This is a genomic window from Burkholderia sp. PU8-34, from assembly GCF_053427725.1.
The window spans coordinates 520789-543897 of sequence record NZ_JBSAXC010000001.1 but is presented as its reverse complement, the minus strand read 5'-3'; the positions used below and the strand labels follow the sequence as shown (position 1 = coordinate 543897).

Annotated in this window: 22 protein-coding genes; 14 read left to right on the top strand and 8 right to left on the bottom strand. The window is 66.4% G+C overall.

Annotated elements, in window-relative coordinates; all coding sequences use genetic code 11:
* Positions 1-41 precede the first annotated feature (41 nt).
* Positions 42-1688 carry an NRAMP family divalent metal transporter gene (locus ACV22Z_RS02445; protein WP_448074723.1) on the top strand — a complete coding sequence of 549 codons (1647 nt, stop codon included), beginning with the start codon at positions 42-44 and terminating at the stop codon, positions 1686-1688.
* A 121-nt stretch (positions 1689-1809) separates the two neighbouring features.
* Here the strand turns inward: ACV22Z_RS02445 and ACV22Z_RS02440 are convergent, their stop codons facing one another.
* Positions 1810-2724, bottom strand: coding sequence for a helix-turn-helix transcriptional regulator (locus tag ACV22Z_RS02440; protein WP_448074722.1), 915 nt, complete (start codon positions 2722-2724; stop codon positions 1810-1812).
* Between the two features lie 262 nt (positions 2725-2986).
* On the opposite strand from ACV22Z_RS02440, the gene ACV22Z_RS02435 reads away from it, so the two are divergent.
* Genes ACV22Z_RS02435 through asnB form a run of 3 tightly spaced genes read left to right on the top strand, consistent with a single transcriptional unit; the run spans position 2987 to position 6368 of the window.
* The gene (locus ACV22Z_RS02435) at positions 2987-3832 is read left to right on the top strand and encodes a helix-turn-helix transcriptional regulator (RefSeq protein ID WP_448074721.1); all 846 of its coding nucleotides are present in this window, start codon (positions 2987-2989) and stop codon (positions 3830-3832) included.
* Between the two features lie 54 nt (positions 3833-3886).
* Complete coding sequence (locus ACV22Z_RS02430; protein ID WP_448074720.1) at positions 3887-4357, top strand: hypothetical protein; 471 nt, start codon at positions 3887-3889, stop codon at positions 4355-4357.
* A 1-nt stretch (position 4358) separates the two neighbouring features.
* Positions 4359-6368, top strand: a complete 2010-nt coding sequence (asnB, locus tag ACV22Z_RS02425; RefSeq protein WP_448074719.1) for an asparagine synthase (glutamine-hydrolyzing) — start codon at positions 4359-4361, stop codon at positions 6366-6368.
* Positions 6369-6406: 38 nt separating this feature from the next.
* Here asnB and ACV22Z_RS02420 read toward each other — a convergent pair whose 3' ends face one another.
* Complete coding sequence (locus ACV22Z_RS02420) at positions 6407-6805, bottom strand: winged helix-turn-helix domain-containing protein (RefSeq protein WP_448074718.1); 399 nt, start codon at positions 6803-6805, stop codon at positions 6407-6409.
* Between the two features lie 381 nt (positions 6806-7186).
* Between ACV22Z_RS02420 and ACV22Z_RS02415 the strand changes: the two genes are divergently transcribed.
* Positions 7187-8389, top strand: a complete 1203-nt coding sequence (locus ACV22Z_RS02415) for a Fic family protein (protein ID WP_448074717.1) — start codon at positions 7187-7189, stop codon at positions 8387-8389.
* A 178-nt stretch (positions 8390-8567) separates the two neighbouring features.
* On the opposite strand, the gene ACV22Z_RS02410 is transcribed toward ACV22Z_RS02415, so the two are convergent.
* The gene (locus ACV22Z_RS02410; RefSeq protein WP_448074716.1) at positions 8568-10775 is read right to left on the bottom strand and encodes a molybdopterin cofactor-binding domain-containing protein; all 2208 of its coding nucleotides are present in this window, start codon (positions 10773-10775) and stop codon (positions 8568-8570) included.
* Between the two features lie 2 nt (positions 10776-10777).
* Positions 10778-11239 carry a (2Fe-2S)-binding protein gene (locus ACV22Z_RS02405; protein ID WP_448074715.1) on the bottom strand — a complete coding sequence of 154 codons (462 nt, stop codon included), beginning with the start codon at positions 11237-11239 and terminating at the stop codon, positions 10778-10780.
* Positions 11240-11431: 192 nt separating this feature from the next.
* On the opposite strand from ACV22Z_RS02405, the gene ACV22Z_RS02400 reads away from it, so the two are divergent.
* Positions 11432-12355 (top strand): AraC family transcriptional regulator N-terminal domain-containing protein, encoded by a 924-nt coding sequence (locus ACV22Z_RS02400; RefSeq protein ID WP_448074714.1) that lies wholly within the window; start codon positions 11432-11434, stop codon positions 12353-12355.
* A gap of 55 nt (positions 12356-12410) precedes the next feature.
* Here ACV22Z_RS02400 and ACV22Z_RS02395 read toward each other — a convergent pair whose 3' ends face one another.
* Complete coding sequence (locus ACV22Z_RS02395; RefSeq protein WP_448074713.1) at positions 12411-13301, bottom strand: aldo/keto reductase family oxidoreductase; 891 nt, start codon at positions 13299-13301, stop codon at positions 12411-12413.
* A 96-nt stretch (positions 13302-13397) separates the two neighbouring features.
* On the opposite strand from ACV22Z_RS02395, the gene ACV22Z_RS02390 reads away from it, so the two are divergent.
* From ACV22Z_RS02390 to ACV22Z_RS02375, 4 genes are all read left to right on the top strand, one after another.
* A complete protein-coding gene (locus tag ACV22Z_RS02390) occupies positions 13398-14294 on the top strand; it encodes a LysR family transcriptional regulator (RefSeq protein ID WP_448074712.1) in 897 nt (298 codons plus the stop codon).
* A 247-nt stretch (positions 14295-14541) separates the two neighbouring features.
* Positions 14542-15048: a hypothetical protein gene (locus ACV22Z_RS02385; protein WP_448074711.1), complete on the top strand. Its 507-nt coding sequence runs from the start codon at positions 14542-14544 to the stop codon at positions 15046-15048.
* 249 nt (positions 15049-15297) lie between these two features.
* On the top strand, positions 15298-16437 hold the full coding sequence (locus ACV22Z_RS02380; protein ID WP_448074710.1) for a patatin-like phospholipase family protein: 1140 nt from the start codon (positions 15298-15300) through the stop codon (positions 16435-16437).
* Positions 16438-16622: 185 nt separating this feature from the next.
* Entirely contained in the window at positions 16623-16874 is a 252-nt protein-coding gene (locus ACV22Z_RS02375; RefSeq protein WP_448074709.1) for a hypothetical protein, read from the top strand.
* Between the two features lie 154 nt (positions 16875-17028).
* Here ACV22Z_RS02375 and ACV22Z_RS02370 read toward each other — a convergent pair whose 3' ends face one another.
* Both ACV22Z_RS02370 and ACV22Z_RS02365 read right to left on the bottom strand, forming a co-directional pair.
* A complete protein-coding gene (locus ACV22Z_RS02370) occupies positions 17029-17688 on the bottom strand; it encodes an NrsF family protein (RefSeq protein ID WP_448074708.1) in 660 nt (219 codons plus the stop codon).
* On the bottom strand, positions 17685-18341 hold the full coding sequence (locus ACV22Z_RS02365; protein WP_448074707.1) for a sigma-70 family RNA polymerase sigma factor: 657 nt from the start codon (positions 18339-18341) through the stop codon (positions 17685-17687). Before ACV22Z_RS02365 ends, ACV22Z_RS02370 begins: the two co-directional genes overlap by 4 nt.
* Positions 18342-18469: 128 nt before the next feature.
* On the opposite strand from ACV22Z_RS02365, the gene ACV22Z_RS02360 reads away from it, so the two are divergent.
* Genes ACV22Z_RS02360 through ACV22Z_RS02345 form a run of 4 tightly spaced genes read left to right on the top strand, consistent with a single transcriptional unit; the run spans position 18470 to position 20937 of the window.
* Positions 18470-18781 carry a BufA1 family periplasmic bufferin-type metallophore gene (locus tag ACV22Z_RS02360; protein ID WP_448074706.1) on the top strand — a complete coding sequence of 104 codons (312 nt, stop codon included), beginning with the start codon at positions 18470-18472 and terminating at the stop codon, positions 18779-18781.
* A gap of 14 nt (positions 18782-18795) precedes the next feature.
* Positions 18796-19686 (top strand): MNIO family bufferin maturase, encoded by an 891-nt coding sequence (bufB, locus tag ACV22Z_RS02355; RefSeq protein WP_448074705.1) that lies wholly within the window; start codon positions 18796-18798, stop codon positions 19684-19686.
* Entirely contained in the window at positions 19658-20470 is an 813-nt protein-coding gene (locus tag ACV22Z_RS02350) for an HvfC/BufC family peptide modification chaperone (RefSeq protein WP_448074704.1), read from the top strand. The genes bufB and ACV22Z_RS02350 overlap by 29 nt, the downstream gene beginning before the upstream one ends.
* Positions 20467-20937, top strand: coding sequence for a DoxX family protein (locus ACV22Z_RS02345; protein WP_448074703.1), 471 nt, complete (start codon positions 20467-20469; stop codon positions 20935-20937). Before ACV22Z_RS02350 ends, ACV22Z_RS02345 begins: the two co-directional genes overlap by 4 nt.
* An 18-nt stretch (positions 20938-20955) precedes the next feature.
* On the opposite strand, the gene acs is transcribed toward ACV22Z_RS02345, so the two are convergent.
* A complete protein-coding gene (acs, locus tag ACV22Z_RS02340; RefSeq protein ID WP_448074702.1) occupies positions 20956-23016 on the bottom strand; it encodes an acetate--CoA ligase in 2061 nt (686 codons plus the stop codon).
* Between the last annotated feature and the right edge of the window lie 93 nt (positions 23017-23109).

Genomic DNA, 23109 nt, shown 5'->3' with positions numbered 1-23109 from the left:
CACACGCTCGTCAAATAACCATTAGCCGTACGGAACATATCATGTCCACGCCGTCCAACGTTTCTCCACCGATCGCCGTCGAACGCAGCGCCGTGCTCGACGAAGCCCATCTGGGCGACATCCGCGGCGCGTTCGGCACAATCTCGCATCACGACACCGCGCCGCGCGGCAACTGGTGGGCGCGCTTGCGCACGCTGCTCGCGATCATCGGGCCGGGCCTTATCGTGATGGTCGGCGACAACGATGCCGGTGCGTTCGGCACCTACACGCAGGCGGGCCAGAACTACGGCACGACACTGCTGTGGACGCTGCTGCTGCTCGTTCCCGTGCTGTACGTGAACCAGGAAATGGTGCTGCGTCTCGGCGCCGTGACGGGCGTCGGCCACGCGCGCCTGATCTTCGAACGCTTCGGCAAGTTCTGGGGCGCGTTCAGCGTGATCGACCTGTTCCTGCTCAATGCGCTGACGATCGTCACCGAGTTCATCGGCATCACGTTCGTGCTCGAATTCTTCGGGCTGCCGAAGGTCGCGGGCGTGTGCATTGCCGCGGCATTGACGATGGCAGCGGTCAGTACCGGCGATTTCCGGCGCTTCGAACGCTTTGCGGTGGTGCTGTGCGTACTGAGCTTGCTGCTCGTCCCGGTGCTCGTGACGATCCACCCGCCCGTGTCGCAGATGACGCGCGACTTCTTCGTGCCGAACTGGCCCGCGCATTCGAAGCTCTCCGACGTGATGCTGCTCGTGATCGGCATCGTCGGCACGACGGTTGCGCCGTGGCAGCTGTTCTTCCAGCAGAGCTACGTGATCGACAAGCGCATCACGCCGCGCTTCATCAAGTACGAGAAGGTCGACCTGTGGCTCGGGATCGCCGTCGTGCTGATCGGCGCGGTTGCGATGATCGGCTTCAGCGCGGCGCTGTTCGGCGGCCGTCCGGAGTTCGGCAACTTCACGGACGCAGGCGGCATCATCGCGGGCCTCGAGAAGTACGCCGGCCGCACGAGCGCAACGCTGTTCGCGGTCGCGCTGCTCGACGCGTGCATCATCGGCGCGGCGGCGGTGTCGCTGTCGACCGCCTACGCAATCGGCGACGTGTTCAAGATCCGTCACTCGCTGCATCGCAACGTGTCGGACGCGAAGGGCTTCTATCTCGTCTACTTCGGCATCGTCGCGGCCGCGGCGGCGCTGGTGCTGATTCCGGGCAGCCCGCTCGGCCTGCTGACGGAAGCGGTGCAGACGCTCGCGGGCGTGCTGCTGCCGAGCGCGACCGTGTTCCTGCTGCTGCTCTGCAACGACAGGCAGGTGCTCGGGCCCTGGATCAACTCGACGAAGCTCAATGTGTTCACGGGCGCGGTGATCTGGGTGCTCGTGCTGCTGTCGATCATCCTGACCGCATCGGTGATGTATCCGGACATCAGCGGCGAGGCGATCCTCGACGTACTGATCGGCGGCACCGTGTTCGCGATCGTCGGCTACCTCGCGACGGTGCTGATCCGTCGCAACAAGCGCGTGATCGACCCGGGTGTCGACCGCTCGCTGCGCGACACGTGGCGCATGCCGCCGCTCGAGACGCTCGAGCCGCAGGTGATGACGCTGTCTACGCGGATCTGGATGGGCGTGATGCGCGGCTACCTCGTGATCGCGGTCGGTCTCGTGATCGTCAAGGTCGTGCAGATGATGCTGGTCAAGTAAGCGTCAGCAAGGATGCGGCGCCGGACCCGGCACCGCGCGCCGCTTCCCGTGCATGCCGGCCCTCGAGGCCGGCATGCGCGTTTACGGCGTGCCGAAACGCATGCGCCGAGCCCGGAGCGGTTCAGATCAGTTCGAGCTTCGACGTCAGGTAGGTGAGCTGGATCCGGTTCGCGACGCCGAAGCGCTTGCGCAGCTTGCGCAGGTGATAGTCGACGTTGTGCGCGCTGGTGTCGAGGCGCCGCCCGATCTCCTTGTCCGATGCGCCTTCCGCGATCCCGAGCAGCAGTTCCTGTTCGAACGGCGTGAGGCCGTTCACCGCGCGTTCGCGCGATGTCGCGATCAATTGCGGCGACGCAAACTGGTGTACCGACAGCCCGATCGACAGCGCCTGCTCGACCGTCGCCTGCGTGATCCACTCGCGCGTGCGGCGCGGCGCGGTAAAGCTCATGAACGCATGGAGCCGCGTGCCGGGCACCGCCATCGCATACATGATCCCGCTGCACATGCCGTCGTCCTGCATCGTCCGCAGGAAGCCGTCGAGCGCGGCGGGCGCGTCCTGCGACATGCACACGCCGCCGTCGCGCGGCTGGTGCTGCGTGCGCAGCTGCTGCAGGTCCCAGACGATCGGCATGTTGCACGCGCGCGCGCCGAGCGTGCGCGGATCGATGGCGTGATGGCCGTGGCGCACATAGTCGCCGCGATAGGTCGACGGCGTGAACGCTTCGTGAAGATAGAGACTCTCGACGCGCTCGTGCGCGAACTCCAGCGCGAAGTACGCGAACGTCGAGAAGCCCGTCAGGTGCAGCAGGCTCGTGACGATGCGGTTGCGCTCGGCAGTGTTCTGCGCGAGCGCGAGCGTGTCCGCGACGCCGAGCCGCGGCGCATGCGGCTGCGCGAGCTCGCCGCGGTTCACGTCGTCGCACCAGACGACCTGCACCGGGCGCGCGTGCAGCGCATCGGCGCGGCTCGTCACATCGCTCGAAGGCATTGGAACGTTGCGGGCGACTGCTTCCTGGTGCAAGGCAATATCGGACATGAGCCATCCCTCGGAACCGACGCGCATCGCCGCTCGGCGATACGATCGAAGCATTGTTATTGATTGGCGCCGATCGTCATCCTGACGAAACGCGGGGGCATTGTACAAAAAATGCCGGTGTGCGCGTAATATGCCGTAATACTAATTGCGCTGAAAGGGGCATCCGGCAGCGCGAATGCCATTCGAATAACAAACCATAAAGAAGAGACCAAGTCGTGACGGGGCTGCGGCATTCATATATTGGGAAAAGGGCGGGCTCTTCATGACACGTGCTGACGGCACACCACTCGTCGAGTGGTTCTCGCAGGCCGATATCGCGGCCGCTGCCGCTTATTCGGCCGACTATCGCGAGGCGAATCGGGGCGTTAATGCGGACGTTTTTACCTTGATTCAAAATGCGTCAGGTAAATCCGACCTGGCTGCAGTCGATTTTTCGCAATGCCATGCGCATTTGCGGCAAATCGGTTTCAGCACGCTCGGTTATGGCGGCTATGAAATGATCGGGCGGCGCGTCCTGTGTGCGCATCTGCTGCGCGATCTCGCACCACCGACATTCATGCAGCCGTATATCGAAGGGAGGCTCTACGAAAGCGACCCGCGTTTCGCGCAGGTGCGGCAAAGCGGCTTCCCGGTCGCGTGGCGGCTCGACGAGATCGACGCGGCCGCGCAGCGTAGCGGCGATCGCAAGGTGCTTGCGCTCGCAGGCCATCTGCGCGCGCATGCGATGAACAGCGGCGTGATCTTCAGCCTGTCGGCGCCGCGGCTCGAACTGCGGGTGGCGGTGAACCTGACGTCGGAGACGCACGGCACCGACTGGATCGACGATCGCGTGATCGGCGGCGCGCTGTCGGTGAGCCTCGCCGTGCATCGCGTCGCGCTGCCGTTCCTCGAGGCGCGCATCGCGCGCACGCGCGGCTTCGCGCTCGGCGACGAGCAGCAGCAGGTGCTCGAGCGGCTCGTGCACGGGCTGTCCGACCAGGAGATCGCGAGCGCGCTGCGCACGTCGCTGCACAAGGTCGGCCATCACATCCGCTCGCTCGAGAAGCTCTTCAACGTGCAGAACCGCGCGCAGCTCGCGTATCTCGCCGCGCGGCGGCTGTCGTCGTGATGGCCGTGGTTCTGGATGTGAGCCGATCCGCCTAGTGTGCCCGGAGTATCCGGTGTGCCTGGTGTGCCCAGTGTGCCCAGTGTGCCCGGAGCGCCCAACGCACCCAACGCACCCAACGCACCCAATGCGCCGAATGCGCCGAATGCGCCGAATGCGCCGAATGCGCCGAATGCGCCGAATGCGCCGAATGCGCCGAATGCGCCCAATGCGCCCAATGCGCCCAATGCGCCCAATGCGACCAATGCGACCAATGCGACCAATGCGACCAATGCGACCAATGCGACCAATGCGACCAATGCGACCAATGCGACCAATGCGACCAATGCGACCAATGCGACCAATCGATATGGCCCTTTCTTGGAATATGCCGACGTACCGCTTGACGCCAGATTTTTTCGCACTCCGGCGAAATTCACTAATGAATTATTGCTGAATTATTTCTTCGTAATATGGCCCGACCGTCGCGCCGGACGGCGTGCTGCAACGCGCCGCGCTCGACGGGATCGGTCAACGGACGGACAATAACATGTGCGGAATCGACGGCTTTCTGAATAGCGTCGCCTTCGATGAGGAGACAGCGCGCGGCACGCTCGCGCGGATGACGGCAAGCCTCGCGCATCGCGGACCGGACGGGCAGGGCCTCTGGCTCGATCCCGAAGCCGGCATCGCGCTCGGCCACCGGCGGCTCGCGATCGTCGATCTGTCGGTGCACGGCCGGCAGCCGATCGCATCCGCGTGCGGCCGCTACGTCATGGTCTTCAACGGCGAAATCTACAACCACCGCGAGCTGCGCGCGGAGCTCGATCGCACCGGGCGCGCGCCCGCGTGGCGCGGTCACTCGGACAGCGAAGTGCTGGTCGCGGCGATTGCCGCGTGGGGTGTCGAAGCGGCGCTGCGGCGCGCGACCGGCATGTTTGCGATTGCGCTGTGGAACCGCGCGTCGCGCACGCTGACGCTCGCGCGCGACCGGATCGGCGAGAAGCCGCTCTATTACGGCCGGATCGGCGATGCGCTCGTGTTCGCGTCCGAGTTGAAGGCGCTGCGCCACTATCCGGGCTTCGACGGCAGCATCGATCGCGATGCGCTGTGCCTGTACCTGCGGCAGTCGAGCGTGCCCGCGCCGTACACGATCTATCGCGGCATCCGCAAGCTGCCGCCTGGCACTTACATCCAGTTCGAGCATGCGCGCGACATGCCAAGCGTGCGCGCGTACTGGACGCTCGAACAGGCGATCGAGACGGGGCGCGAGCATCCGTTCGACGGCAGCGCGCAGGAAGCCGTCGGCCAGCTCGACACGATCCTGCGCCAGGCGGTCGCGCGGCAGATGGAGGCCGACGTGCCGCTCGGCGCCTTCCTGTCGGGCGGCATCGATTCGTCGGCGATCGTCGCGCTGATGCAGGCGCAGTCCGCGAAGCCGGTCGATACGTTCACGATCGGCTTCCACGAGGCCGGCTATGACGAAGCCGGTTACGCGAAAGCCGTCGCGCGCCATCTCGGCACGCGGCACACCGAACTTTACGTGACCGCCGACCATGCGCTCGCGGTCGTGCCGAAGCTGCCGTCGATCTACGACGAGCCGTTTTCCGACGCGTCGCAGATCCCGACGTTCCTCGTCGCCGAGCTGACGCGCCGGCACGTGAAGGTGAGCCTGTCCGGCGACGGCGGCGACGAGCTGTTCGGCGGGTACACGCGCTATTTCCTGACGCCGCGCCTGTGGCGCAAGCTGCACCGCGTGCCTGGCGCCGTGCGCGCGCGGATTGCCGCCGCGCTGCACGCGCTGCGGCCCGATCACGCCGACCAGCTCGCGGCGATCGCGCAAGGCGCGTGGAGCGGCGCGGAAGCGCGCGAGTCCGGGACGCGCATCGGTGACCGGCTGCACAAGCTCGGCCACGTGATGACCGCCGAAAGCCGCATCGGCCTGTACCGGCTGCTGATGTCGTCGGTGCATCATCCGGAACGCCTCGCGCTCACGGGGCAGGAGCCGCCGACGCCGCTCGATACGGCGTCCGCGTGGCCCGCGCACCTGAGCTTCGCCGAACAGGCGATGGCGATCGACACGCTCACGTACCTGCCGACCGACATCCTCGCGAAAGTCGACCGCGCGGCGATGGCGGTCAGCCTCGAGACGCGGATGCCGTTCCTCGATCATCACGTCGTCGAGTTCGCGTGGCGGCTGCCGGCGTCGGTGCGCTTGCCCGAGGGCGGCCAGTCGAAGGCGCTGCTGCGCCGGCTGCTCGACCGGTACGTGCCGACCGAGCTGATCGACCGGCCGAAGCAGGGGTTCTGCGCGCCCGTCGATCACTGGTTGCGCGGCTCGCTGCGCGACTGGGCGCATGAGTTGCTGCGTCCTGCGCGGCTGCGGGCCGAGGGCTTTTTCGATGCGGGTGCGGTCGATCGCCTGTGGCAGCAGCATCAGGCCGGCCGGCTGAACTGCCAGCATCAGCTGTGGACGGTGCTGATGTTCCAGGCATGGCTGGAGACGCAGCGGGCGAGTAGCGCGGCGGGGGTGGCGCAGGAGCCGTTGTCGCTGGCGTAAAGGCGGGGTGAATGGCGGCGCCGCGTCGCGACGGACCGTCACGCGTAATCGGCCACCATCGACGAGTACGGCGCGGCGCGCATCACCGGTGCCACGTCGTGACGCTCGACGTGCGTCATCGCGGCGCCGAACAACACGAGCCGGTAGCCGACCGCATAGATCGGGATGATCCGAAGGTTCTTGTCCTCGTCGAGACGCAGCTTCGAGCGGATCCGCGAGATGTGCGTGTCGAGCGTGCGCGACGACACGGCGAGTTCGCGGCCCCACACGGCCTCCTGGATTGCCTGGCGCGGCACGATCTTGTTCATGTTGTCGAGCAGGAATTCGACGACGTCGAATTCGCGCGGCGTGACGTCGACTGCCTTGTCGTCGATCTCGATCGTGCGGCGCACGAAGTTGATCTTGATGTTGTCGATGTACAGGTATTTGCAATCCATGGTGGCCCTCGCATGTCCGTGGCAGGAGTTGTTTGCAAGAGGGTTACTGCAAATTCCGGGCCATGCAGGGCGATGGTGGTGGCCGCCGGGGCGCGGATCCGCGCAGGCGTTGAATCTAAAAGAATTTTTAACGTGGCACGTTGTAGCGGGGTCGGATCGACTTTGAAGGAATGTTACGTAGCATCGGCGGGAACGTTACGGGCGTTACGGCTGACGTAACGTGCGGGACAGGTGCCGGGAGATCCGCGGGTGAGGCGGGCGACAACCCTACATGGAACCCTACATCGAACTCTACATGAATTAAAAAAGATCTATATAAATCAATGTATTGTGCCGTATTATCGCGGACATCGAACTCTACATGGAACTCTACACGGCAACATGACGACTGTCGTTTCGTTCGAACCGCTGTTTCCGGAAGATTGCGTGCTCGATCCGCTTCTTGAGCGCGCGGCTGAACTTGTCGACTCATCGCAGCAACTGCTTGCGGTGCGAGGAACGCCATTGGCGACCGCGCTCGTGCCGCAGTTGCGTGCAATGAATTCGTATTACACAAACAAGATCGAAGGTCAACACACCACACCCGCCAGAATTGAGGCCGCCCTTCGGCGCGATTACTCGACCGATGTCAGCGAACGCATGAAACAACGTTTTGCGATCGCGCATATCGCGACGGAATCGGATCTCGAGAAAGAGTGGAACGCCCTTCCTGTGTCGGCGTTGTTCGATCCTGCGCATATTTCGGCCATTCATGAACGTTTTTTTTCTTACGTGCCGGCCGAAGAGCGATTCACAAGCGAAGGTGAGCAGATCGTGCCGGGCGCGCTTCGCACGGCGGACGTGACAGTCGGGCGTCATCTGGCGCCGGAGCCCGAGATGATCGAGCCGCTGCTCGGGGCTTGGGCTACACGATATGCCCGCATTCGGGCCAAAGAATATCAATTGATCGGCATCGCCTGCTCACATCATCGGCTGACCTGGATTCACCCATTCGTGGACGGGAACGGCCGGGTGGCACGCCTGCATTCGCATCTCGGATTGCGCGCCGCCGATTTGACCCATGACCTGTGGTCGCCGCTGCGGGGTTTGGCGCGCGAGCACGAGCAATATTACGCAAGGCTGAGCGACGCAGATCAGACCCGCCGCAATGATCTCGATGGCCGAGGCAATCTCTCCCAGGAGGGGTTGGTGCAGTTTGTCCGGTTTTTCCTCGACTGTTGCCTGGACCAAGTCAGCTTCATGATCCACATGACAGAGTTCGATGGAGTTGCCGACCGCTTGCTGGATCTTCTGCAATACCTGGATTCCAATCCGTGGATGGTCGGCTCGGAGAAATCGGTCATCAAGCCAGAGGCATCGGCGCTGGCCATGGAATTCGTGGCACTGCGGCGAACCGTCACGCGTGCGGAATTTACCCAGATGCTTGGCGTCAGCGAAGTTGTGGCGCGCCGAATTGTGCGTTCGCTGCTCGATTTCGGCTTGCTGAGTTCCTCGTCGCATCGGAGCGATCTTTCGTTCGGATTGCCGCTCAGAAGCCTTCGGTTTTTATTCCCAAGGCTTTGGCCCGAAGTCGACCAGAACTGACGGCGACTTGTCGGCAACGTGCTAGGGTGCCTCGCAGCAGTGGTCGGAACAGGCAAAGGAATAGCTGCCGCAGTGGCAGAGCAAGCGCTCGACCGGGGGTACGGCTTTTCGCGAAAAGCCACGCGAAAATACGCCGGCCGCAAGCGCCGTTCGCCCCCGCGGCCGGCCGATCCACTCATCACACCTTCGCCGCCTCGCCCGAATCGAACGGCAGCGTGTAATGCCGCTTGCCCGTCGCCGCGAAAATCGCGTTCGCGACAGCCGGCCCGACCGGCGCGACGCCGGGCTCGCCGACACCGGTCGGCGCCTCGGCCGACGGCACGATGTGCACCTCGACCTTCGGCATCTCGGCGATCCGCAGCACGTGATAGCCGTCGAAGTTGCGCTGCTCGACCACGCCGTCCTTCAGCGTGATCGCGCCGTGCAGCACCGCGCCGAGCCCGAAGCCCATCCCGCCTTCCATCTGCGCGGCGACGATGTCGGGGTTGATCGCGATCCCGCAGTCGACCGCGCAGACGATGCGATCGACCTTCACGTTACCGTCCGCGCCGACCGACACCTCGGCCACCTGCGCGACATAGCTCTTGAACGCCTCGGCAACCGCGATCCCGCGCCCGCGGCCTTTCGGCAGCGGCTTCGCGGGATCCCAGCCGGCCTTCTCGGCAGCGAGCTCGAGCACCGCGCGCAGGCGCGGCTCCTTCGCGAGCAGGTCGCGGCGGAACAGGTACGGATCCTTGCGCGCAGTGTGCGCGGCCTCGTCGATGAACGCCTCGACCGCATACGCGGTGTGCGAACTGCCGACCACGCGCCACCACAGCACCGGCACACCGGTCTTCGTGGTGGTCAGCTCGACCGACACGTTCGGCACCGCGTACGGCAGGTTCGCCGCGCCCTCGACCGACGTCGCGTCGATGCCGTTCTTGACCATCATCGGCTCGAACGGCGTGCCGCCGAGGATCGACTGGCCGACGATCCGGTGCCGCCAGCCAACCAGCTTGCCGTCTGCGGTCAGCCCCGCGTCGAGCTTGTGGAAGTACATCGGGCGATAGAGGCCGCCCGTGATGTCGTCCTCGCGCGTCCACTGCAGCTTGACCGGCTTGCCGTTCGCGCCGAGCGCCTTCGCGATCGACACGGCCTCGACCACGTAGTCCGACCACACGTTCGCGCGCCGGCCGAAGCTGCCGCCCGCGTACATCGTGTGGATCTTCACCTGCTCGGGCTTCAGGCCCGCAACCTGCGCGGCGTTGCCCTGGTCGACCGTCTGGAACTGGTCGCCGGCCCAGATCTCGCAGCTGTCGGGCGTCAGCCTGACGACCGCGTCGAGCGGCTCCATCGGCGCGTGCGCGAGATACGGGAATTCATACGACGCGCTGATCCGGCGCGCGGCGCCGGCGATCGCCGCGTCCGCGTCGCCGTCCTTGCGGGCCGACACGCCGGGCCTGGCGGCGAGCTGCCGGTATTCGCGCATGATCTCGCCGGAGCTGCGCTTCTCGGCGCCGGTTTCGTCCCATTCGACCTTCAGCGCGTCGCGGCCCTGTTTCGCGGCCCAGAAGCCCGTCGCGACGACCGCGACGCCGCGCGGCACCTGTACGACCGACACGACGCCCGGCACCGCGCTGGCGGCCGTCGCGTCGAACGACTTGACCTTCCCGCCGAAGCGCGGCGGGCGCTGCAAGAGCGCCACCAGCATGCCGGGAAACGACACGTCGAGCGTGAACTGCGCGGTGCCGTCCGACTTCGCCGCTGCGTCGACGCGCGGGATCTTGTGGCCGATCAGCCGGAATTCCGCCGGCTGCTTCAGCGTGACCGTGTCCGGCACTGGCAACGCGGCCGCCTCTGCAACGAGCGCGCCATAGCTCGCCTGCTTGCCGCTCTTCGCGTGTGTGACGAAGCCGTCCTTGGTCGTCAACTCGCCGGCCGGCACTTTCCAGCGCGCCGCGGCGGCCGATACGAGCATCGCGCGGGCCTTGCCGCCGGCTTCGCGCAACTGCTGCCACGAGTTCGCCATCGCCGAGCTGCCGCCCGTGCCCTGCATCGTGCCGAACGCGAGGTTCGCGTAGCGCTTCGCGTCCGCCGGCGCGCTCTCGACGCGCACGCTCGACCAGTCGGCGTCGAGTTCTTCGGCGACGATCGTCGCGATGCCCGTGTACGCGCCCTGGCCCAGCTCGACGTGTTTTGCGATGACGGTGACGATGCCGTCCGGCGTGACGCGCAGGAACGCGTTCGGCGCAAATTCGGCAGCAGGCGCCGCCGCGGCCATCGCGCGGCGGCCCGAGCCGAGCCATTCGAAACCGATCGTGAGGCTGACCGCGGCGGCGCCGGCGGCCTTCAGGAACGTGCGGCGGCCGGGGCGAACCGCGTTCGGGTTATCGAGTCCGGTCGTCACGATCAGGCCTCCAGCGTGGCGGCGGCGTCATGGATCGCCGAGCGGATCCGCGCATAGGTCGCGCAGCGGCAGATGTTGCCGTTCATCGCGGCGTCGATATCGGCGTCGGTCGGCTTCGGGTTCTGCTCCAGCAGCGCGGTTGCGGACATGATCTGTCCGGACTGACAATAACCGCATTGCGGCACCTGCAGCTTGACCCACGCGGCCTGCACGGCCTTGGCGGGCTTGCTCTGCAGGCCTTCGATCGTCGTGACGTGCTTGCCGGCGATGCCGGCGACCGGCAGCACGCACGAGCGCACGGCCTGGCCTTCGAGATGGATCGTGCACGCGCCGCACTGCGCCATTCCGCAGCCGAATTTCGTGCCGGTCAGGCCCGCATGCTCGCGGATCGCCCAGAGGACGGGCATCGACGGATCGACATCGAGCGTGACGTTCTTGCCGTTGAGGACAAACGAGGTGGACATTGACTGTCTCCGTGGGGAAAACCCGGCGCGAAGCCCGGATACGCGGGAGTGTGCGCGAGCCGGCGGGTTTTTCGTCTACCCAATCCTGCAAATTTCTTGAACAATCCTGCAAATCCCCGGCCCGCATCCGGCGGCTTCGCTATGCTCCGGCAGCATGAGGAACCGGGGAACTGGACGAATCGAGGCATCCTGATGGACATGACCGATATTGCCGCGTCGCGCGAATCCGGGCGGCGCGCGCTCGCGACGCTGATCAGCCGCTTTGCGCCGGTCGACGGCTCGCATGCGACGGCGATTCGGGGCCTCGCGTTTCACAAGCATACGCATCCGGTCGATCTCGGCTGCGGCGTGTCGCGGGCCGCGTTCGTGCTCGCCGCGCAGGGCGCGAAGCGCGTGGTGGTCGCCGGTCACGCGTACGAATACGACACGCAGAATTGCCTGATTACGTCGATCGACTTGCCGATCCTGTCGCGGGTCACGAAGGCGTCGCCTGACGCGCCGTATCTGTGCATGTCGTTCATGCTCAATCCGCAGCGGATTGTCGAGCTGGCCGCGGAGATGCGCTTGCCGGAGCCCGGCGCGGGGCCGGAGGGCGAGGGGATCGCGCTTGCCCGGTTGACGCCGCCGCTGCTCGACGTCGCATTGCGGCTCGTGCGGCTGCTCGATACGCCGGCCGACATTCCGGTGATGGCGCCGCTGATCGAGAAGGAGCTGATCTACCGGCTGATGACGAGCGAGCAGGGCACGCGGCTTCGGCACATGGCGGTGGCGGGAAGCCAGACGCACCGGATTTCCCGCGCGATCGAGTGGATCCGCGATCATTTCTCGGAGCCGATGCGGGTAGAGGCGCTCGCGCAGGTCGTGAACATGAGCGTGTCGTCGCTGCATCATCATTTCAAGAACGTGACGACGCTGAGTCCGCTGCAGTATCAGAAGCAGCTGCGGCTGCATGAGGCGCGGCGGCTGTTGCTGGGGCAGGGCGCGGACGTCGGGTCGGTGGCCGCGAGCGTCGGGTACGAAAGCGCTTCGCAGTTCAGCCGCGAGTACAGCCGCCTGTTCGGCGCGCCGCCGTTGCGGGATGTCGTGCAGTTGAGAAGGAAGGAGTTCCACGGATGACGAGCGGGCCGGCGGGCTTCCGTTGGATCGGCGAGCGCGGCAGCCCTTGCGTTGCTCAGTTCGCGGTGGCGTCCGATAAACCATCGAGCGCCCTGATTGCGTGATCCGGCAGCACGAGCGCGCCGGCAGCGAGATTCTCGCGCAGATGGGCGACGGACGACGTGCCGGGAATCACCAGCAGGTTCGGCGAGCGGGCGAGCAGCCAGGCGAGCGCGACCTGCATCGGCGTCGCGCCGACGCGAGCGGCGACATCGGACAGCGTCGCGGACTGCAGCGGCGTGAAGCCGCCCAGCGGAAAGTACGGGACGTAGGCGATACCGTCGCGGGCGAGGTCGTCGATGAGCGCGTCGTCGGTCCGGTGGACGACGTTGTAGTGGTTCTGCACGCAGACGATCTCGCAGATCCGGCGACCTTCCGCGATCTGCGCGGGCGTGACGTTGCTCAACCCGATGTGGCGCACGAGGCCCTGCTGCCGAAGCCGGGCGAGCACCGTGAGCGGCGCCTCGATCGAGCCCTCGGCGGGTCCGTGCGTGTCGAACATGATCCGGAGATTGACGACGTCCAGCGCGTCGAGCCCGAGGTTGCGCAGGTTGTCGTGCACGGCGCGCGTCAGCGCGTCGGGCGAGAAAGCGGGCAGCCATGATCCGTCCTCGCCGCGCCGCGCGCCGATCTTCGTGACGATGACAAGATCTTTGGAGTACGGATGAAGCGCCTCGCGGATCAGCTGGTTGGTGACGTGCGGGCCGTAGAAATCGCTGGTGTCGATGTGATCGACTCCGGACGCGACGGCCTCGCGCAATACCGCGAGCGCTGCGCCGCGATCCTTGGGCGGGCCGAACACGCCGGGCCCCGCGAGCTGCATGGCGCCGTAGCCGAGCCGCTTCACAGTGCGCCCGCCGAGCTTGAAGGTGCCGGACTGCTCGATGCCGGTTTCGATGCTGGACATGATCGATCTCCTCACGATGGATGACCCCAGCTTAAGCGTTGGATCCTCGTGCGATAAGGGCACATAATTCGCACGGGTTGTGCGAAAAGGCGAACAATGCAAGTCGATCTGGCGGATCTGCACGCATTCCTGACGGTTGCGCGGGCGAAGGGGTTTCGCGACGGCGCGCGCATCGCGGGCGTCAGCGCGTCCGGGCTCAGCGAGGCCGTGCGCCGGCTGGAGGCCCGGCTGGGCGTCAGGCTGCTGCATCGCACGACGCGCAGCGTCGTGCCCACCGAAGCCGGCGAGCGCCTGCTCGCGCGTCTCGGCCCTGCATTGAGTGAAGTGGAGGCCGCGCTCGATCTGGTCAACGATTTTCGCGACCGGCCGGCGGGGACGCTCAGGCTCAATGTCCCGGTCAGTGCGGTGCGGCTCGTCTTGCCTGCCATCGTTCCGCCGTTTCTCGATGCGTATCCGGAGATCCGGCTCGAAGTGATCGCGGAGGAGAGCTTCGTCGACGTGCTCGCCGCCGGATGCGACGCGGGCATTCGCTACGAAGAGCGGCTGGAGCAGGACATGATCGCGGTGCCGATCGGCCCGCGCGTGCAGCGGTTTGCAACCGCAGCGGCGCCCGCGTACCTCGATCGCCACGGCCGGCCGGCGCATCCGCGTGAACTGCTCGACCATGCGTGCCTGCTCGGCCGCTTCAGCAGCGGCGCGATGCCGCCGTGGGAATTCGAGCGCGACGGCGAAGTCGTGCGCGTCGATCCCGCCGGGCCGCTGCTGGTGCAGGTCGGCGGCGCCACCGATCTCATCGTCGATGCCGCCATCGCCGGTACGGGCATCGTGCATCTGTTCGAAGACTGGTTGCGTCCGCATCTTGAGCGCGGCGCGCTCGAGCCGATCCTCGAGCCTTGGTGGCGGCCCTTTTCGGGGCCGTTCCTCTACTACTCGGGGCGGCGTCTCGTGCCGCCGGCATTGCGGGCGTTCATCGAGTTCATCAAGGCGGCGTGATCGCGGCGCGTGCGGCGTCGTGGAAGCAGGGCGATCACGGTAACGGCCCGAACGGCTTCAACGTGCGCGCAATGCACTGTCATCAAAAATTCGCTCAAGACCATTCGCCACGCGCCGATAAATCAGAAGTCGAACCGATTCCATCGCGATGCCACGGCTGAGGACCGGGCGTACCGGACTGACTGCATCGCGACACCATCGGATCGATCCAGCACGCGCAATTGATGGACAGGCATCCGAGGGCAACGTGGCAGAGTGCAGCAACTGCGGCAAGACATTCTTCATCGGCGGTCGCTCGCTCGACAGCAAACGCTACTGCAGTGAGACCTGCGCGCAATGGCATCCGGTGCTTGTCGCCGCCGAGCGGCTGCCTGCGATCGGGGTTCATCTTTACGTCGACGACTGCCGATACGGCCCGTGCCCGATCTGCAAGCGTGACGACGCTCCGGTCGACGTGCATGCCGCGCATCGCGCGGTTTCGCTGATCTTCGTGACCCGATGGACTACGCGCCGTCACGTCTGCTGTCGGCGCTGCGGCCGGAAGAAGCAGGCAATCGCGACGCTCACGTCCGCTGTGTGCGGATGGTGGGGACTGCCGTGGGGCGTCGTCGTGACCCCGATCCAGATCGCGCGCAACGTTGCCGGGTTAGTGAGACGCGCGCCGGCGACTGCGACGGAGCATCTCGAGCAGTCGGTGCGCCGCAAGCTGGCCGCACGTCAACTGCGGCGTGCGCGGGACGTGGCCGAGGTCTGATCGAGCGTTGTCGCGCGGTGCAGCAACGTCGGTAAAGTCGCGCGGATTCTTCCGACGCTATCCGAGTGATGAACGAATACGACATGCATGACGGCGCCACACGTGGCAAGGCGCTCGCCGGATATCGTCAGCACTGCTGCGCCGCAGCGAAACCTGCACCCCCGCAACCACCAGGAACCGCGCATCGATCGCCTACACTTGATCGACACATCGAGATCCGCCCCAACGCCACCCTCCGCGAGGCCTGTCATGACCGAAAGCCAGCCATCACGCATGGAATTGCCCGGCCAAGTCGTACTCGTCTTCCAGGGCGGTGGCGCATTGGGCGCCTACCAGCTCGGCGTCTACCAGGCGATGGACGAATCCGGCATCCAGCCCGACTGGGTGATCGGCACGTCGATCGGCGCGATCAATGCGGCGCTGATTGCCGGAAACCCGCCCGAACACCGCACCCGGCGGCTGACCGAGTTCTGGAATCGCGTGACCGAGCGCACCCGCGTGCACGCACCCGCAATCCTGCCAGGCTGGAACAGAACCTTTGCAGAGCTGATGATCATCGGCGGCGGCATCGCCGGCTTCTTCCGGCCCAATCCGGCATCGTGGCTCGGGCCGCTGGCCCGCTTGGGCGTCGATCGCGCGTCGTATTACATGATCGCGCCGCTGCGCGACACGCTCGTCTCGCTCGTCGACTTCGACCTGCTGAATGCGGGCCGGCCACGCGTGACCGTCGGCGCGGTGAACGCGTGCACGGGCGCGATGCGCTATTTCGATTCGCGCGACCAGCGCCTCACCGTCGAGCACATCATGAGTTCGGGCGCGCTGCCGCCCGCGTTCCCGGCGGTGCGGATCGACGGCGAGCCCTATTGGGACGGCGGCGTCTATTCGAATACCCCGGTCGAGGTGGTGCTGGACGACAAGCCGCGCAGGAGCGCGGTCATCTTCTCCGTGCAGATGTGGAATCCGGTCGGCCCCGAGCCGGAAAGCATCTGGCAGGTGTCGGAGCGGCAGAAGGACATCCAGTACGCGAGCCGCACCGACAGTCATATCGCGCGTCAGCAGCAGATCCACCGCCTGCGCCACGTGATCCGCGAACTGGTCAAGCATGTGCCGGAAGCCGAGCGCGCGACGACCGAAGTCCGCGAGCTGGCCGCGTGGGGCTGCCAGACCACGATGCGCCTGATCAAGCTCGCCGCCCCCCGGCTCGACGGGGACAACCAGCTGAAGGACATCGATTTCACGCCGGCAGGCATTGCCGCCCGCCGGCAGGCCGGCTATGACGCGGCGATGCGTGCGATCGCCGCGCGTCCGTGGGACGTGCCGATGGATCCGATCGAAGGGCTGACCGTCTACAGCGCGGACGAGCCCGTATCCGCTGAAAAACCCGCGTGAAGCGGATCCGGAATCCGGTCCGGCAGGCGCTTTGGTCGGCCCGTTGCCGGCGCCGGTTGAATCCGCGGCCGGCTCCGGCCGGCGCGGCGGCGTGCCGGCCGCATCGCGCACCCGCTACCGGCGGTGCGGGATGCACGAACAAAGCTGCTATGCTGGCCGACATGACATCCACTCAGGAGGGCGCGATGGCCGCTAAACAAGTGTCGAAGAAAAAGTACCTGAAGATCCTGAACAAGCGCCTGCGCGCCGAGCCGAATGCCCCGCAAGGTGCGTCGTTCATCTTCTACCCGCCTGGCGCGAAGGCGAAGGACGCGACCGGCGTCGCGTCCAGCGAGCCGGGCAGCAAGCGCGAACTGGCCGTCATGGCCGCGATCCATCGCAAGGCCGCCGAAGAGTTCATCGTGACCGTCAAGGGCACGAAAGTCGGCAACGGCTGACGGCCCGGACGTGCGTCGACGGCGGGCTCGGGGATCGCCCCGTCTGCACGCCATAGCACGGCGAAAGTGACACGCCGGCGGCGCCGCAGGCCGGCCCCCGGTCGACGAAATGGCGCGAATGCCTGAAACGCCGTCTGTTCGGCCGCCCGTGCCGTCATTGGACAGGCGACGTCACCCATGTGAACAACCGGTTTGCGTACCGTGGCCCGGCCATCGACAGCACAGCCGCGACGCCAAAATTCCACAGCAGGATCATGGCCGTCGCGTCGAGCGGATGAAACAGCGATAGCGCGACGGCCGTCAATGCGGACACCGCAAGGCTGCCCGTCATCACGACGGGTGCCGGCGCAAGCCGGGCCACGTGGCGCAGCATGATCAGCAGCGCGAGCGACATCGGGATGCCGGTGAGCCCGAGCGTCGCGAAGCAGCGCGCCGTCTCGCCCGCCGATATGCCGTCCGGACCGATCGTCACCCAGTCTGTCAGGCATCCGTAGCCGATCGTCGACACCCACATCGCGAGGGCGGGCAGCGGCAGCAGCAGCCAGCGCAGCGAGCGTCCGGGCACGCTGGCGACGAACGACGCGATGGCTGCCAGGATGCCCGTCAACGCGGCCGCCGCGACGCCCATCACGAAAACCGGCTGATGCAGCTTCGTGATCAGGCCGGGCCGCACGCCATGCGCGACGCCGGTCAGAACCAGCACCAGCGCCGCAAACAGCAGCCAGCCCGCCGCCCGCGCGACCGGCGCACGCAGCGGGCGCACCGGCCGCGCGTCGGCGACGAGCGATTCGATCAGGTCGGAGGTGGGCCTCATTTGCCGTCTCCCTTCACGAGCAGCTTGCGCAGGCTCTTCAGCCCGCGATGCACTGCAACCTTCAGTGCCGCGACGGTCATGCCGCTCGCCACTGCGGCCTCCTTCAATGACATTTCCTCGAGCTTGAGCATCCGGATCGCGTCGCGCTGTCCGGGCGGCAGGCGCTCGATTGTCTCACGCAGCACGCGTGCATCCGTTGCCTCTTCCATCAGATTCGCTGTGGCGCCGATCAAGGTTTCATGTTCGTCGTCGAGCGGGATTTCCCGCGCGTCGAGGCGCCCTTCGCGGCGCAGCGCGTCGACGATGCGTCGCGTCGCGACCGTCAGCAGCCATGGGCCGAACGGCCGTTCGGGGTCGTACGTGTGGCGCACGGTGTGCACGGTCGCAAGAATGTCCTGAACGACGTCCTCGACGGCGTCGGGATGGACGCCTTGACGGTACGCCAGGCCGCGTAGGTACGGCGTGATGCTCTGCAGCAGGCGGCGGTATGCGTCGCGTTCGCCGAGCTGCGCACAGGCCATCAGCACGGACCAGTCGGGCGAGCCGTCGGGCCGGGTTGCGTCACGCGGGCGGGAGTCCTGCGGTTCCAGGCCTGCCGGCTCAGGCCGGACCAGCCGGATTCGGGTGCCGCGGCGGTTTCGGTGGTCGGTCATGATCGCATTCAGTGAACGAGGCAAGCGGCGCGCAGGATTTTCAGCGTGCCGCGTAACCTTTGGTCGTGCGTGACCGAACTTTCTGACAAGGTCGCAACTTCGCGATCGCAACCCTCGGAGAAGTCACCATGAGCAAATCCGTTTCGACCATTTCGTCGCTGTCCGCCGCAGTCGGCCTGGCGCTCGCAATGCAGGCACTGCCGGCGCAAGCGCAGGGCATGGGCAACCCGCCTCAGGTCGTGAAGGACAACATGGCCAGAATGGCACAGAACCACCTCGAGAAGTGCTATGGCGTCAACGCGGTCGCGAAGAACGACTGCGCCGAAGGCGCGCACTCGTGCGCCGGCCAGGCGACGCAGGCGCGCGACCCGAAGTCGTTCGTGCTGCTGCCGGCAGGAGACTGCAGCAAGATCGCGGGCGGCAAGCTGACGGCGAGCTGAGCGTCGCTGCAGCCATGAGCGTGACCGTCAACCCGACGCGCGCGGCGGCCGGCCCGATTCCCGCACGGGCCGGCGTCGGGCTGCGCTTTCGCCATCATCGGGCCGTGCTCGACGAACGCCCGGCGGTGGCGTGGTTCGAGGTGCATACCGAGAACTACATGGGCGGCGGTTCCGCGCCGCAGGTCCTGGATGCGATCCGCCGCGACTATCCGGTCTCGCTGCACGGCGTGGGCCTGTCGCTCGGCAGCGCCGGCGGGCTGGATCCCGCGCATCTCGCCCGCGTGTGCGACGTGACGGCGCGCGTGCAGCCCGGCCTCGTTTCCGAGCATCTGGCGTGGAGCACGGCAGGCGGCGCGTACCTCGCCGATCTGCTGCCGCTGCCGATGACCGAAGAGGCGCTCGCCGTCGTATGCCGGCACGTCGATCAGGTGCAGACGGCGCTCGGCCGGCAGATTCTCGTCGAAAACCCGTCCACGTACCTTCGCTTCGCGCATTCGACGATTCCGGAATGGGCGTTCCTCGCACAGGTCGCGCAGCGCACGGGGTGCGGGATTCTGTGCGACGTGAACAACATCTACGTGAGCGCATGCAATCACGGCTGGAATCCGCAGATGTACCTCGACGCGCTGCCGCCGGCGGCCGTCGGCGAAATCCATCTTGCCGGCCACAGCGTGCGGCAACTGGAGAACGGGCGCACGTTGCGGATCGACGATCACGGCTCACGTGTCGCGCCGCCGGTCTGGGCCCTTTACGAAGCGGCGTTGCAGCGCTTCGGGCCGGTGCCGACATTGATCGAATGGGACACCGATGTCCCGCCGCTCGACATCCTGATGGAGGAGGCGGCAACCGCAGAAACGATACTGGAGGCGATTCGCAATGACACCGCGCACACCCTCGCTGATTGAGCTGCAACAGGCGATGAGCCGGAGCCTGCTGAGCCATGCGGACGACGACGCGGCAGCCGCCGTGCTCGCGGACGGGCTCGATCCGCGCTCACGCCTGAACATCTACCGGAACACCGCGGCAAGCGTGCTCGTCAATGCGTTGCGGCTGGCGTTTCCCGCCGTGAGGCGTCTCGTCGGCGCCGAATTCTTCGATGGCGCCGCGGGTCTTTTTTGCGCCGCCGCACCGCCGCGCAGTGCGTGGCTCGATGAATACGGCGAGCAGTTTCCCGCTTTCCTCGCGGAGTTGCCGCAAACCGCGTCGGTGCCGTACGTGGCGGATGTCGCGCGACTCGAATGGCAGGTGAATGCGGTGCTGCATGCATCGGACGTTGCGCCGCTCGATCCCGCACGCCTTGCCCGGCTCGACGAGGACGCGTTGCGCGCGCTGCGGCTGCAGCCTCATCCGGCAACGCGGCTGGTTCGCTGCGACTATCCCGCCGATGTCGTCTGGCGCGCCGTGCTCGAACAGGACGACCGGACGCTGCGGACGATCGATCTCGCGGATGGCCCCGTGCATCTGCTCGTGCAGCGCATCGCAGAAGCGATCGATACGCTTCGCTTGAGCGCTGGCGAATGGCGCATCTGCTCGGCGCTTTTTGCGGGCGAAGCGATCGACGCGGCGCTGGCCTGCGCGCCCGAAGCTGACGGGCATGCGCTTGTCGGCGTCTGTCTCGCGCGCGGCTGTTTCATTCACGCGCTGCAGCCGCCGAATCGCTGCGGGGTCGACGGAGGATCGCCATCATGACTCGCTGGTCTCACGTCGGCGACAACGTGTATCTGCGCGCAGTCCGTACGCTGGAGCGCGTTCCGTACTGGCTGCTCGCCATCCCGCTGCGCGTCGCGGTCGCAACCGTGTTCTGGAATTCGGCGATGACCAAGCTCGCCGACTGGAATGCCGCGCTTCAGCTGTTTCGCGAAGAGTACAGGGTGCCGCTGCTGCCGCCGGACGTGGCTGCGCATATCGCCGTGTCGATCGAGCTGAGCATGCCGGTGCTGCTGGTGCTTGGCCTCGGCGTCAGGCCCGCGGCACTGGTGCTGCTCGGCATGACGTCGGTGATCGAGATCTTCGTCTATCCGCAGGCGTGGCCGACGCACATCCAGTGGGCCGCGATGCTGCTCGTGCTGTTGTGCCGGGGTGCCGGATCGTTGTCGCTCGATCACCTGATCAGCCGGGGCTGGCGGAAGGCGGCTGCGCCGGGCGAGGACGCATAGCCGCCAACCGCGACCCCGCTATTTCACGAGCGTCCTCAGGCTGTCGACGATCTCCGGATTGGCCAGCGTCGACACGTCCCCGGTATCCTGGTGGTTCGAAAGCGCCGCGAGTACGCGCCGCATGATCTTGCCTGACCGGGTCTTCGGCATGTCCGGAACGATCAGCACGCGGTGTGGCTTCGCGATCGATCCGATTCGTCCGACCACCGCTTCCGACACCCGCTTCGCGATCTCCGTCGACGCTTCCACGCCCGGTTTCAACGACACATACAGCTCGGGCACCTTGCCCTTGATCTCGTCGGCCACCGGCACGACCGCCGCTTCGACGACATCGGGCACCAGCAGCGCCGCCGACTCGATTTCCTTCGTGCCGAGCCGGTGGCCCGCGACGTTGATCACGTCGTCGATGCGGCCGAGAATCCGGAAGTAGCCGTCCTCCGCATCGACGGCGCCGTCGCCCGCCATGTACGGCCAGTCGCGCCAGTCCTTGCTCTTCGGATCCCGACAGTAGCGGCTGTAGTAGGTCTGCACGAAGCGGTCGGGGGCCTTCCAGATCGTCTGGAACGCGCCGGGCCACGGGTTGCGGATGCAGATGTTGCCGGCCTTGCCGCACCCGGGCGCAAGTTCGTTGCCGTCATCGTCGTAGATTACCGGGTGGATGCCGGGAATCCCCGGGCCGGCGCTCCCCGGTTTCATCTTGTGCAGCGCGGGCACCGTGCTGCACAGGAAGCCGCCCGTTTCCGTCTGCCACCACGTGTCGACGATCACGGCCTCGCTCTTGCCGACGGTCCGGTAATACCACTTCCACACTTCCGGCTCGATCGGTTCGCCGACGGTCGTCATGTGCTTGAAGCGATAGTGGTACTTCGCCGGCTCGTCCGGCCCGGCGCGGCGCAGCGCGCGGATCGCGGTCGGCGACGTGTGGAAGATGTTGACCCCGAGGGTCTCGGCAATGCGCCACGGGCGGCCCGGATCGGGGTAGACCGGCACGCCTTCGTAGACGACCGTCGACGCCGCGAGCGCGAGCGGGCCGTAGACGATATAGGAGTGGCCGGTGATCCAGCCGATGTCGGCCATGCACCAGTACACGTCCTCGGGATGGATGTCCTGGATGTACTTCGAGGTCCACGCGACGTACGACAGGTAGCCGCCGGTCGAGTGCTGGCAGCCCTTCGGGCGCCCGGTCGTGCCGCTCGAATACATCAGGAACAGCGGTGCGTCGGCCGCCATCGGCACGGGTTCGACGCGCTTGCCGCGATGGGCGACGAGGGCTTCGTTGACGATCACGTCGCGCCCCGCGACGAGCGCGGTCGCGCTCGAGTACCGGTCAGGGTAGCGCTGCCAGATCAGCACGTTCTCGACCTGGTGCCCGTTGGCGGTCGCTTCGGCAACCGCGATGTCGGCCTTTTCCTTGTGGTCGAGCAGCTTGCCGCCGCGGTAATACGCATCCATCGTGATCAGCAGGCGGCTCTCCGAATCGAGGATGCGGTCGGCGCAGGCCGCGCCGCTGAAGCCGCTGAACACCTGCGAGTGGATCACGCCGAGCCGCGCGCACGCGAGCATCGTGATCGGCAGCTCGGCCACCATCGGCATGTGCAGCGTCACGCGATCGCCGGCCTTCAGGCCGAAGCCGTCGCGCAGCAGCGCCGCGAACTCGTTGACGCGCACGAACAGCTCCTGGTACGTGACATGCTGCGTCGCCTCGGATTCGAGTTCGGGCACGAAATGGATGGCGGTCTTGTTGCGGTACTTCGGCAGATGGCGATCCACGCAGTTGTAGCACGCGTTCAGCGTGCCGCCGACGAACCAGCGCCAGAACGGCGGATGGCTCGCGTCGAACGTCTTCTCCCAATACTTGTGCCAGTCGAGCAGGTCCGCGAATTCCTTGAAGCACTCGGGGAACCTGTCGAGCGAGAAGCGCGCGAACACGTCGGGGTCGGTCAGGTTGGCCTGGCCGATGAACGACGCAGGCGGCAGGAAGTAATCTTCCTCGGGCCAGTGGACGGCGATTTGCGCCTCGGAAACATCGACCGCGTGATGTTCGGCAGTGGCGCGGTGCGATGACTTGTCTCGTGACATGGCAACACCTCCTTGCTCCCGGGTACCCGGAGCACGAAGCGTGGACGCTGGCCGTGGCTGCGCGTGTGTTGTCCGTCTTTCACGGGTCGAGGC